A 13,307-nucleotide genomic window follows, 5' to 3' on the forward strand; every position below is an offset into this window, starting at 1 on the left:
CCTTGAACTATACGGCATATAGGGTTAATTCACCGTTCTCGCCGATGTATTCAATCATTGTCTTGCAAGTTTGCAGATCTATAAAGAGCCGGCACTCCTTATCGTCCTTGCGCCAAGCCAACCGAACTTCATCTTGCGCCGAAGGAATAACAACAAACTCGCCGCCAAAAGCATCATATTCATTTCTGAACCGAATGAGCGTAATCAATCTTTGGACAACTTCCTTCTCTAGCGACTGTTCAATTTCATCAAGGCTGAAGTTATGCCGGTTGATTTCTCTTCCTTCACCGGTCCTCATTACGCTCTCAAGATCGTTTTCTCCCGCCAGCAGTCCGACATAGTAGACTTGAGGGATTCCCGGCACAAAGAATTGGATAGCTCTTGCCGCTAAATAGGCATCGTCGTCACATCCGAGAACGGAGTAAAAAGAACATCTGATTTGATGAACATCGAAACCATCTTCTGCCTTATGCTGATCGGATACAATAAGACTAAGATTTGATCCTCTTTCCAAGCATAGATCCACCAATTTTCTTGCTTCTTTCGTATTAATCAAATCGTCCATGTCCGGCTTTACAGGTATACCATCGTGACAGTCAAGCATAGTAAACTGTTTATCAGGACGAGTCTTCAAATACTGATTGAGACGCTCGTTAGATTTATGTACCAAAGTATCGAGGACCGTATATGGCAGTATAAAATCGTAAATCCAGCAGCCATGTTCAGCAAGCTTGTACTGAATGGTGTAATGAGCGTGAACCTCAGGTAGTAATTCGATGTCCAGCGCTTTCGCAACTGCCATCATCCAATCCAGAAATTCGTAGATGTCCGGCTCGACAAAAAAACAGCTTGTTCCCAGCTTTTTTATCATGTATCCGACTGCATCCAAACGAACGATTTTGACATTCTGCTGCTTGAAATTATTGAAAATATCGACCAGCAACTGCTTTACACCATATGACCGAATATCTAGATCAATCTGTTCGGATGGATCCTGCTTGCCGAATGTCGTCCACACCTTCTCTTCCTCACCGGTTTCTTCAATGGTAAAAGTAGAATAAGGAACCGGTCTGCGCAGAAACATGTTGTCAATATCTTCTTGAACAGGCTTGCCATCCTCCCATATTTTATCCAAGGTTAGAAAGAAGTCGGCATATTCCGATTGACGCCCCTTTCTGAGGAAATCCTGGAAATATTCGGACTGCCTTGAAATATGGTTAACCATCACATCGACCAATATATCGAACCGTTCTCCAATGGCTCTAATATCGTCCCATGTGCCGAAGCTCGGCTCAATTTCAAGGTAGGTGAGCGGGGCAAAGCCTCTGTCTCCGGAAGACGGGAAAGGAGGCAAAATATGAACGCCGCCCCTAAACACATCGGAAAAATGTTGAAAGAGCACCTGCTTCAGCGTCTTCAAATCACCGCCCAAGGAATCGGGATACGTGATCAACTGCACTTGATTTTTTACTGACATAAAATAATCCCCTATAGTCCGTATTTTTCTTTGATAAACTCCAGATGCGGTAAATCCACTATGGCTCCGGTGTACTTTAATTTATAGGCACTGACGGCAAATCCCAGGGAAAGAGCTTGTTTCAACGGATAACCTTTGACGAGCGCCGTATAAAATCCTGACCAAAATGCATCTCCGGCTCCCGTAGTATCAACAACCTGAGTAGCTAGAGAGTTGAATGCAAGCGTCTCTTTTCCATTTGAAACGAGGGCGCCATCCTTCCCTAATGTCAAAATAACCAGCTTTGCACCCAGTTCTAAGAAATAATCGAGATAACGCTCAGGTTCCGCTTTCCCAAACAATCTCTCCGCATCATCCTCTGAAGGCTTGACAATATCAACTTTACCGATGATAGATTTTACATAGTCAATCCCATTCTCGCCCTTTTGCCATATCATCGGATGATAGTTAGGGTCGAAACCTGTCAAAATACCGTGTTTTCGCACCGTATCCATCACACTTTCGATTGTATAGCGGGACGGAATCCTTGATATAGGCCAACAGGAGAAATGGACGATTTTGGAGTAAATTATGGCTTCCTCCAGCCCGGATGTATAAGCTAATTGATAATCCGCCCCCCGATAAAATATCGGAATCGGTGTAGAAACACTTTTGGTTACAACCACCATGCTCGTTGAATCATCGACACGTTGAATGAGATCCGTAGCGATACCCGCTTGCTGCAGTTGATCGACGAGAAATCTGCCCAACCCGTCATCTCCGACTGCAGAAGCTATAAGAGGGGTGATCCCTAATTTTTTTACATTTAATGCAATATTGGAAGGAGAACCCCCAAATAACTTTTGGTACGTATCACATGTATCGCTATCGTCATATTCCGTTGTCATCATATCGATAAGAAGCTCGCCAACAGTCAAAACATCGTGCTTCTTATCGCTTAACGGTATGCTAGCCTCGAATTCAAACACGTTTGCCATCTCCTGATTCTTTATTGAATCGCCCACAATATAGCTTTTTCAATGTATTCATTCCAAAAGTCCCAGGTATGTCCCCCCTGGCTTTCCACATATGTATGCTCAACCTGTTCCGAAACTAAAAAATCATGAAATCTCTGATTGACGTCCAGTAAAAAATCTTCTGTACCGCAAGCCATGTAGATCGCTGGAATCGCCGACTTCTTCTCTTTCAAGCCCAGGACCAGAGCCTCCGGGTCTCTATCGCTTCCTTGAAGCTGATCCAAGTCGCCGAATACTCTCGTAAAATATTTATAGTCCGCTATGCCGTCCGTATAGTCGCTACTTGCGTTAGCAATCTTATAGGTAATAATGGCCGAAGACAAAGCGATAATCTGGCTAAAATGCTCTGCATATTTGAAGCCGTTCCGAATGGCTCCGTACCCGCCCATGGATAAACCTCCAATAAAGGTATCTTCTCTTTGATCGGATAGCGGGAACATTTTCCGTGTAAACTCCACTAGTTCTTTTCCGACGTATTCTCCGTATAATGACCCTTTATCTACATCATCCAGATAAAAGTGGTTTTCCCCGGCCGGCATAAAAACCGCAATACGGTGTTTGTCGGATAACTCCCGAATTCTCGAGAAGCTGATCCAATCTGAATGGCTCCCTGAATATCCGTTCAACAAATAGAGCGCTTTAAGCGGCTTCTTCTCTGCTTTTGGCATTCCCGGAAAATCAAAATCATCCAGCGGAACAAGCGCATTGAACGTGACTTCTCTCCGTAAAGCCTTCGAGTAAAAATGAACCTGCAGTGTCGCCATTGTATCCATTCTCCTTTTCTCTCATTTAAGGACTATGCCCTCGTCTTACAGATAAAGAAACGGCTCCTTCGCATCGACAAAAGTAACCGGGAGTCCACCAGCCAACGGCTTCAGCCACTCGGCCATAAACTTCATTCCCCATTCCTCGCTCCGCTCATGGCCTATGACGATCATCGCTTTTTGAAGTCCGAGCATACGAGCATCGTTGACATAAGCGCAAAGTGTCCATTCCACGATTTCACCGCAGACGATGACATCCAGGTTCTTACTTCGCATCAGTTCCATAGGCATTTGCTCTCTACCAAGACCCAAACTGCCTCCGCCTACCAAAATTCCGACTCTGGAACACTTCATCTCGAGATCGCCTACGATTTGTAGGACATTCATCCCCAATTTGTCTTTAAAGAAGCCGGACAACTCTGTCAAAGTGACCTCGGCAATTTGGTACGTGTGCGGCGGATGCTTTTCCAGCAAATTGTCTTCCCAGCCGAGCTCCTTAATCAGTCCATCATAAATTCGATCCGTCTTTGCCATGTGCATATAATCATGGTAGCGCCAGACCGCAATCTGGTGATCCTCTAACAATTTTCGCTTTGCCTGATATACAGGGTCGTCTTGGAGCCAGTCCAATTCATCTATCCCTGTATAGAAGGTAGGCTCGTGTGTAATAATCATATTAGCCCCGCAAGCGATAGCCTGATGAATCACATCGACGGTTGCCATAAACGTCGTTACAATACCGGTTACCTCTGTATCCGGACTTCCGGATACGAGTACATCTCCTGTTTTTTCCAGCCTGAAAGTGCCGCAAGAATCCGAAATAACTGCATCAATTACCTGTTGAACATTCATGCCATACCCCTCCTTCGTTTCATAACGTGATTAACCTTTTACGGCACCGACAACGACGCCCTTGGTCAAATATTTCTGCAAAAAAGGCAGTACGATCAAGATGGGCACGATCCCGACAACCCCCATAGCCATACGTACCGCTGTGGTCGGAAGCTCGGCTGCACCGGCGCCTAGCAAGCTGCTTGCCTGGCTCGATTTTAAAAACTGAATATTATTCATCAAACGGATCAGCAAATTCTGAATGCCATAATACTGAGGCTTCGTGACGAAGTATAAGGCATTAATCCAATCGTTCCAGTAGGCAAGTCCTGTAAACAAACCGACCGTTGCCATAACCGGAACCGAAAGCGGCAGCATAATGCTGTAGAATGTTCTTATTTCGCTAGCTCCGTCGATTTGAGCCGATTCGATAAGCGCAGCAGGCACATTATGCTTATAGAAATTCCTTACCAGCAGAACATTGAAACCATTCATTAGCAAATTCGGTACGATCAATGCGGCTAACGTATCCTTAATCGCAAACACTTTGGTCCACATCATGTAGGAAGGTACGATGCCTCCGTTAAACAACATGGTGAAAAATACGAGAAATGCAAGGACATTATGATACTTGAAATCTTTCCGCGACATTGGATAGGCAAGCATAGCCGTAATGGCAAGGCTGATGACGGTACCGACAACAGTCACAAAAATCGAGACTCCGTATGCTCTCACAAAGGTCGACATATTGCTGAACAAGTATACGTAGGCATCGATGCTCATTTTATTTGGGAAATAGCTATATCCGTCTCTTATTAGCGTCTTTTCATCGGTAAACGATGCCAGCAGCATCAATATAAAAGGTAAAAAAGCAAAAACGGTCACCAAGGTCATTGCTGCTGCAGAGAATATCGTAAATGCCCGTTCTCCTCTTGATTGTAAACTCGTCATGATGGATCCCCCCTAAAACAGTGCATTGTCGGAATTTACTCTCCTTACAATGCCATTGGCTACAATGACAAGAATAAGGCCTACCAATGACTGATAAAGACCAGCCGCCGCCGACATGCCAATATCATTAACCTGCATGAGAGCACGATAAACATAAGTATCAATGGTTTGTGTCGTGCTGTATAAAGCACCCGCATTCAAAGGTACTTGATAAAAGAGTCCGAAATCGGAATTGAATATTCTTCCTACAGACATTAAACCTAGTAAGATAATAGTTGGCGTCAGCAAAGGTAAGGTGATCATAAAAATTTGTCTGAGTTTGCCTGCACCGTCAATTTTAGCGGCTTCATAAATACTTTTATCGATTCCTGCAATAAATCCGAAGTAAACGATTGAACCGTATCCCGCCGTCTTCCAAAGCTGTATGATAACAAGGATGAATGGCCAATATTTAGACTCGGAATACCAATTAATAGCCGGAATGCCAAGCGGCTCTAGAATCGAATGGTTGATAAACCCGCTGTCGGCATTCAAGTAAGCAAATGCGAGAAAAGATACGATGACCATAGATACCAGGTTCGGAAGAACTAAACCGGACTGAAAAAACTTCGAATAAAACTTATTCAACAGCTCTGCCATCAGTATCGCGATGAATATAGAAACGATGGTTCCGAGAATGATAAATGCGACGTTGTAAAGAATCGTATTTCTTGTCATTATCCACGCATCGGAAGTCCGGAATAAAAACTCGAAATTTTTCAACCCGACCCAATCGCTTCCGAATAGGCCTTTTGCAAAATCTACATCTTTGAAGGCGATAAATACCCCGAACATCGGAATGTAATTATTGATCAACAAGTATAACAAGCCGGGAGCCGCAATCAGTAAAAGCGGCAACGTATTGCTAACTTTCTTCTTGTATTTTTTTATTGGCTTCTCCATGCCACTCCCCCCCTAAGGAAGACAGAATGGAGCAGTTTCCGGCTCCATTCCTCACCATTTTTTATTTTTTCTGCTCAGCAATCCATTTGTCCAGTTGCTCCTGCTTTTTCTGAATGATGGTTTGCGCCCCTGCATCATTCAATGCTTTTACAAATTTAGGAATGGTTGTTTCCGGATCCAAAACGCCAGTAATCAAACCAGGAATGTATTGATTAACCACATTGTTTACTGTACTTAACTCCGTTTTTACGGAAGATTGGTCGAAGATGAATCCAAAGTATGGCGACCTCTTCGTTTCTTTGTTCTCCTTCAGTTTAAATTCGGTATCCTTCCAATCCGTGCCTTCAATTTGATACTGAAGCGACTCAGAGCCGAGAATACCGGAAGATAGCTGTGCCGTATACGGTACGGTTGCAGCATCTTTTCCATCCGGATATTTAACGTGGTGATCGTCCACCTTTACATAGTCCCGACCTTCGACTCCATAAAGCATCGTATTTAATAGATCCTTATCCGTATAGGTTAAATTCAAGAGTTTCATAGCAGCCTCAGGTACTTTGGTCGTACTTGACATCATCCATACAACGAAGTCTACAGCTTGCGTATCAAAATAAAATGGAGAAATCCGTTTCATAACGATATTTTTACCAGTCTGAGCGCTTAATGCTTTGCCAGCTTCCATACCGCTATAACCACCCAGAGTGGAAAATCCGCGTCCCGACGAAGCCAAGTCAGCAAAGTTTGTTGAGGTTGTGGCTGCATCTTTTTGCAAATAGCCTTTCTTGTACCAATCTCTCATCATGTTAACGCCGTTTTTAAAAATATCCGTTTCATAAAGATTGACTACTTTATTGCTATTTCCTACAACTACACCGATTCCTGATTCATCGGTTAACAGATCGATGTCATTTGTTCCTCTTAATAGTCTAACCAGATTGGTATCGCTTGGATTGACATTAATAGGAGTGAAAGGCACGACATCCGGGTGCTTTTTCATCAAAGCGTCGAATATTTTTGGCAAATCATTGACCGACTTCATATCGTCTGCTGTAAAACCCGTTTCTTTTAACAAATCGGCGTTATATACAAAGTTTAGCGGGACCGACATCCCTTTATTGGCGGGAATTCCATAAATATGCCCGTTCATCGTTGTTGCTTTCAGCAGTCCTTCACCGAAGTCTTTGTCCAGAATCGTTTTTGTTTCCTGGCCGTATTTGCTGATTAAATCCTCCAGCGGATAGAGCTGTTTTTTAGCAGCATAACTTGGGAATTGGCCTGGGCTGGTGAACAAATCCAACTGCTCGCCGCTTTGAAGCGCCAAATTTACTTTTTGCCCGTAGTCTGCAGGCCCGTACACTTTAAAGTCCACTTGCACATTAATTTTCTTTGTTGTAATTTTGTTGATCGCGTCGTTAATGTTGCTCATATCATCGGGAATTTTATTGAATGACGGCAAGGCTATAACAACCTTTTCCATCTTGCTGCTGGTCCCACCCGACTTAGAACCGGTTGTTTCGGTCGAATTGCCAGTTCCGGTCGTGCAAGCTGTCAGAACGGTGCCGAACAGTGCTACAGATATGACTGATGCTAAGATACCCCTTGTCCTTTTCATATTTTGAAGCCTCCTGAAGTAGTTTCTGAATACGATTTCATTTTAATCCTTATCGGTATGTTTATCTTTAAAAAATCAGCGCTATTTTTTTGAAAATCAGTGATGTCGCCAAAAGAAAAAGGCCCAATCGGCCTCTTTTGCATTATGGTTTATGTTTGGTTCTAAAAGCATTCGGAGTTTCACCCGTTATTTTTTTGAAAACCGTTGAGAAATAGGAGATGCTGTCAAAACCAATCTCGACGGCAATTGTTCCAATACTCTCGTTTCCTTGGATGAGCCGTTCTTTTGCTATAAGGATACGATGCTCATTCAGGTAATCTTTCATCGATAATCCTGTCTTGTTTTTAAACATTTTCGCAAGATAATCGGGCGATAAATAGACACTGGCCGCAACATCCTCGCGATTCAGTTCCAGATGGTAATTATTGTGTATAAACGTTTTCGCCTTCTCTACAACACTTTCGGACTGTTTCACTTCTCTTATATAATCGATTGTTTTATTGGTTACGAAAGCAGCCCATTTCATCATGTCCATGACACTATGTTCGGATTTCTGCAGCAAGATGCCGGAGATATGATCGGAAAACAACTTATGCGCAAGTATTTTATTTTTATACAGGATCGAATATACAAGCTGCATAAAATCCTGCTTGATCGAATGAAGGATGCCCGCGTCAAGTTTATTGCTTTTGGCCAACGATTCGAGATCTTTTTTTAGCTTGTTCACGATTTGCACTTTTTCGCCTTCGATAAATAATGATTCGAATCCGTTCACATCCAGCGTATAGGATTCATTCGTTTCATAATCAAAGCGGTCTTCTTGGCAATGAACATTACCCTTATGAATAATGTTGTTCCTGTCCATGACCTCCAATATAGCTCTAGTTGCATTCAACAAATCGATCGATACTTTCTTACTGATATAACAGGTCGCCGTACACTGAAAGTAATCCCGACAATAACGGATTTGCTGACGGCATCTCGTTGCAATCTCTTCCAGCGAACTACTGCCCCTGATGATCGTCCCCATATAGTAACGATCGTCTTGCTGATAATTGATAACATGACTAAGTTGCAGGTTATCAAGCATCGTTTCTGAAGTTAGATTGGAAAACGCATAGATGAAGGTGCTTTCATTCCAGCTATCCTCAATATCCGATTTGCCGATGCTCGTTAGTACTAGAAAGTACCCATGTTCCAACTCTAGAGATAGGTCTCTCTTCCGGATTTCGCCATGAATCAAATCTATGCGGGGGGAAATTTGGGCAAATAAAATCTCCCTCCAAAAGCTTTGCTCGACAAACGATTTATTTTTCAACCAACTGGCACCGAATTGGCTGTATGCCTGCAGCCGATTTTTCGCCCTTAGCGTATTTATTGTTTTGGCTAGTGCCTCTTCGACCTTACTTTTATCAAAAGGCTTGATTAAGTAAGCATCCGTATTGTAAGAGATTGCCGTCGACGCGAATTCAAAATTTTCATGACAAGTAAAAAAAATAAATGCACAATCATGATGGTTATCCCTTACCCATTTGATCATGTCAAGACCTGTGCCTTTGGGCATTTCGATATCACAAATGATGATATCCGGTTTACCTTCTTCAATAAGAAGTTTGGCATCCGCAATATTATACGCCGTTATTACGGATCCAATCCCCAATGAACTCCAGTTGATGAAGTCACGCATGACCTCAATAGTAGGAATATCATCATCAATCATGAGACACTTCAATACGTTCCCTCCTAAGTCTGATCCATGGATGACTGAATAGGAATCAAAATTTCCACCCTTGCCCCAGACGGTTCATTCTTGGAAATATGCAACAAATTATCCCTTTTATAAAGTAGACTCAGCGTTTTTTTGATATTGGAAATGCCGATTCTTTGCCCCGTTTCATTGACACGCGTACCGGCGGCATTCACTTCTTCTATGATTTCATCAGGAAAACCTTCCCCATTATCTTCTAAGGTAATTTTAATAAAGTCCTCGTGATGATAAGAATACGTTTCCACTTTAATAAATATCGACAAAATATCTCCGTAAACTAACGCATGCTTAAAAATATTTTCAATAAAGGTTTGTATCAGAAATTGCGGCAGTATATGCTGTTCCAAATTGGGTTCGATATCGATCATATGGAAAATGTGATTAGGGAATTTGATCTCTTGCAAGTGAATGTAATTGGTCACGTGATCGATTTCTTCCCTTACCGTTACGTTTACCAAGCCTCCCTTGAACATATATCTGAGATGCTCCGACAAGTAATTGATAAGTTTCCTGATTTCTTCGTTTTTATTTTGATACGTAAGGCTTGAGACGGTCGTAATGGCATTCAAGAAAAAATGTGGCTTTATTTGCATTTGAAGATACTTGAGCTCAGCTTTGTTTCGTTCCAGCTTCTCTTCATAGGAATGGATCTTTAACTGTTTGATTTCTTTCGTCATCGACGTAAATGAATGAAAGAGCTTGGCGAACTCGATGGACGCTTTATGCAGCGGCAGCTGGTAGTCCCAGTTTCCCTTCTCCAATTCTTTCGTCGCTTTGACAAGTTCAAGAACAGGCTTAATCATTTCGCGTGAAAGCGATGTTAATACAGCAGGCACGATAATTAAGGAAACGACGCCAAGAGAAACAATCACCCATTGGAAAAAATCCAGCCCAGATAAAACGCTCTTCCGTTCAATCAGATTCGAAAGTTTCCCGATCTCTGGAATGTCCTCTGAAATGATAAAATATTTGCCATCATCGAGCTTGTACGAAGTTTTACCAGTATCCGGCAGCGGGCTCAACTGATTAATGAATGGATCGGTCGCAGAAAGCAACTCTCCGCTTTTATCCGTCAATCCATAATGGTTTTGGGAATCTGACGTTTTTTTCACAACATTCATCAAGGTGTCCGCTTTTACAACTGCGCCAATCATGATGTCCGACACCTTGAAGCTTTTTATTTCATAACTTATTCCATTCACTTGAATCGAGGACCATTCTCTTCCGATCGCCGTATTCCCCGCGAATTGTTCACTCTTTAAATAATCGGATAATGTTTGATTTTCATTAGAAAGTATGTTTTTGCCGAACTGAATCAAAAAGAGGTGTTCACTGGGCTCCAAAATAAATAATGCATCTATGCTTTCGTTATTTGACACTTTCGAGAGCAATGCATTTTTTAATCGCAAGGCATCGAAGTATTTGTTGCTCTCATCTTTTTTCGGATACACAACGACATCGTCGATATGATTTTCAAATACTTCGTTTAAATCTTTGGAGACGCTGTTTAAACGATTTTGGATATTCGTAATGTGAATCCCCATGGTGTATTTGGAGTTATTCACGATATTCGTTTCGACCACTTTGAAGGAATATACATTGCTGATGATCAGAACCGCGACAAGTATGGCCAATATCAACGTAATTTGAAGTGAAAATTTGTAAACGAACGAAACCGGCTTTGTACTCTTAAGCATGTCACCCTTCCTCATTAAAAGAACATTTTTCGATTCCATTATATGATTTTTCAAAACATAATGCGACAAGGATAAACGACTCCGTCGTCCTTCAGGGACGAGCGCGTTTGTCAAGACTGATGACGCGAAGTGTAATAAAACTTATACTTTCTTATCTACAAATAAATGAAAAGAGGCATAAGCCTCCCTTCACCGATAAAACCTATTAAAATCATGATACAGCTTTACTAAATACCATCGAAAGTATACTAACCGGTTGACACAATTTCAAATAAAAATCAACGCTGAAAAGCTCTTGCCAAAGCATTCGCATAGCCGTTCCTGGTACGTTGGCTGACTTCCGCTTCGGGTACAACGTGTTCGAAGGCATGATAACATCCGGGATACAATTGAAATTCCACGTCGACGCCGGCTTGGGCAAGCCGTGCAACATACTCAATTGTCTCGTCGCGGAACGGGTCAAGCTGGCCTACACATGTATATGTGGGAGGAAGACCGGTCAGGTCCTTCGCTCTAATTGGCGCCGCATACGGAGAAATGTCGCCATCGGCATGTTCGCCAAGGTACATCTTCCAAGCCGCCAGATTGTTGGCCCTGTTCCAAACGGCAGGATCCGTAATTTCATGGCTAGAAGGCGTAACATTACGATCGTCGATCATCGGGTATAACGGCATTTGGAAACAGATGGGGGGTCCTCCCTTATCGCGAGCCATCAGCGCCAATGCTGAGGTCAACCCTCCGCCCGCGCTTCCTCCCCCAATCGCAATCCTCGATAAATCGATATTCCATTCCTCCGCGGCACCAATTATCCACTTCAAAGCAGCATAGCAGTCTTCAATTGCCGCCGGAAACGGGTGTTCAGGGGCAAGCCGATAATCGGGGGAAATGACAATACAGTCGGCAGCCTTAACAAAACTTTCACAGAGACTTTGTTCACCGTTAGGGTGGCCTAACACATATCCTCCGCCATGAATCCAAAGTAAAACAGGCAGGTTCGTCTCATCCCTTTGAGCCGGTTCGAAAACTTTGATCAGCATTTCTTGTTTACCTGCACCGGAAATTGTACGGTCGCTGATCCGAACAAACTCAGACTTCAAAGATTGCGGCAAAGGGCTTTGTCTTACCATCGCCAAATCATCAGGAAGCTGAAAAAGAGGGAGAGACGACACAGACTCCCTTATTTCCAGTAACACTCTGCTTTTAAAGTCCATTCTACATGCCTCCACTATTGTTACGTAGTACTCCGTTCAATTAATGTAACCGGTAAAGAATTGACCATCGGAACCTCCTCCCCTTCTATTTGTTTTGTAATCAATTCGATCGTTAATTCACTCATCTTTTGAATGGGCTGCCTAATGGTTGTAAGACGCGGCACCACTAAAGATGCAATCTTCACATCATCATAACCGATGATTTTCATGTCTTCCGGAATTCTTTTGTTTAATTGATAACAGGCTTGCATAACCATAGTTGCGATCACATCGCTACTTGCAAAAACACCGTCTACTTCCGGATGCTCCAGAAGGAAACGAACAATTGTATCCTCACTTGCCCCAGTATCTAGGTCGTGTACCTCTAAATTCAAGTGAACATATTCAACCCCGGCATGTTGCAGTTCCTCAGCAAACCCTTGTAACCTTCCTCCAGCAAGCAGACCATGATGATGCGGCCCGCCAACTCCACCTTGAATATATGCCAGCTTTCGGCAACCTTTGCCCACAAGTAACAGCGCTGCAAGTTTGCCGCCCATCAGATTATCGGAATTAATAACAGGAATCGTATCATCTACGACTCGATCGAAAGCTACAATAGGAAGGTTCAGATTCCGATAATGTTCGACATCCAAAACCATGCTGCCCATAATGATGGCGTCCACTTGATTCTTTTTCAGCATGTCGATGTATTTGCGTTCTTTCGTTACATCTCGATTCGAATTGCACAATAGAATTTTATACCCGCTTTGGTCAGCATAATATTCAAGATAGTGAGCTAATTCACTAAAAAAAGGATGAGAAACTGTAGGAATAATGAGGCCGATCATATTCGATTTTTTTCTGAACAAAGAACGAGCCATTTCATTGGGATGATAATTTAGCTCCTTCATAACCTGATATACCTTATCCCGTGTCGTCTGGCTGATATATCCCCGGTTATTGAGCACGCGGGACACCGTAGTAACAGAAACCCCGGCTTTTTCTGCTACATCATCAATTTTAGGCATGGTTTGACCACCTGACTTTTTTAAAGCA

11 protein-coding genes are annotated in these 13,307 nt (G+C 42.8%); all 11 read right to left on the reverse strand.

Translation table 11 applies throughout. The annotated features are described in order from the left end of the window. Positions 1 to 7: 7 nt before the first annotated feature. The 11 genes from gtfA to ASD40_RS24830 all read right to left on the reverse strand — a co-directional run bounded on the left by gtfA (position 8) and on the right by ASD40_RS24830 (position 13,279). Positions 8 to 1,477 carry a sucrose phosphorylase gene (gtfA, locus tag ASD40_RS24780; protein ID WP_057305804.1) on the reverse strand — a complete coding sequence of 490 codons (1,470 nt, stop codon included), beginning with the start codon at positions 1,475 to 1,477 and terminating at the stop codon, positions 8 to 10. Positions 1,478 to 1,488: 11 nt separating this feature from the next. Next, complete coding sequence (locus tag ASD40_RS24785) at positions 1,489 to 2,445, reverse strand: carbohydrate kinase family protein (protein ID WP_235549368.1); 957 nt, start codon at positions 2,443 to 2,445, stop codon at positions 1,489 to 1,491. A 20-nt stretch (positions 2,446 to 2,465) separates the two neighbouring features. Next, positions 2,466 to 3,257, reverse strand: a complete 792-nt coding sequence (locus ASD40_RS24790; protein WP_057305806.1) for an alpha/beta hydrolase — start codon at positions 3,255 to 3,257, stop codon at positions 2,466 to 2,468. A 45-nt stretch (positions 3,258 to 3,302) separates the two neighbouring features. Continuing rightward, on the reverse strand, positions 3,303 to 4,109 hold the full coding sequence (locus ASD40_RS24795) for a Nif3-like dinuclear metal center hexameric protein (RefSeq protein WP_057305807.1): 807 nt from the start codon (positions 4,107 to 4,109) through the stop codon (positions 3,303 to 3,305). 30 nt (positions 4,110 to 4,139) lie between these two features. Beyond that, entirely contained in the window at positions 4,140 to 5,039 is a 900-nt protein-coding gene (locus tag ASD40_RS24800) for a carbohydrate ABC transporter permease (RefSeq protein ID WP_057305808.1), read from the reverse strand. Between the two features lie 12 nt (positions 5,040 to 5,051). Beyond that, on the reverse strand, positions 5,052 to 5,981 hold the full coding sequence (locus tag ASD40_RS24805) for an ABC transporter permease (RefSeq protein WP_057305809.1): 930 nt from the start codon (positions 5,979 to 5,981) through the stop codon (positions 5,052 to 5,054). Positions 5,982 to 6,042: 61 nt separating this feature from the next. Beyond that, positions 6,043 to 7,593: an ABC transporter substrate-binding protein gene (locus ASD40_RS24810; RefSeq protein WP_057305810.1), complete on the reverse strand. Its 1,551-nt coding sequence runs from the start codon at positions 7,591 to 7,593 to the stop codon at positions 6,043 to 6,045. A 142-nt stretch (positions 7,594 to 7,735) separates the two neighbouring features. Next, entirely contained in the window at positions 7,736 to 9,325 is a 1,590-nt protein-coding gene (locus tag ASD40_RS24815; RefSeq protein ID WP_057305811.1) for a response regulator transcription factor, read from the reverse strand. A gap of 11 nt (positions 9,326 to 9,336) precedes the next feature. Beyond that, on the reverse strand, positions 9,337 to 11,058 hold the full coding sequence (locus ASD40_RS24820) for a sensor histidine kinase (RefSeq protein WP_057305812.1): 1,722 nt from the start codon (positions 11,056 to 11,058) through the stop codon (positions 9,337 to 9,339). Positions 11,059 to 11,336: 278 nt separating this feature from the next. Then, complete coding sequence (locus tag ASD40_RS24825; protein WP_057305813.1) at positions 11,337 to 12,269, reverse strand: alpha/beta hydrolase; 933 nt, start codon at positions 12,267 to 12,269, stop codon at positions 11,337 to 11,339. A 20-nt stretch (positions 12,270 to 12,289) separates the two neighbouring features. Further along, positions 12,290 to 13,279 (reverse strand): LacI family DNA-binding transcriptional regulator, encoded by a 990-nt coding sequence (locus tag ASD40_RS24830; RefSeq protein ID WP_057305814.1) that lies wholly within the window; start codon positions 13,277 to 13,279, stop codon positions 12,290 to 12,292. Positions 13,280 to 13,307 lie beyond the last annotated feature (28 nt).

Origin of the sequence: Paenibacillus sp. Root444D2 (genome assembly GCF_001426375.1) — a bacterium.
In the GTDB taxonomy this organism is placed as follows: Bacteria; Bacillota; Bacilli; order Paenibacillales; family NBRC-103111; genus Paenibacillus_E.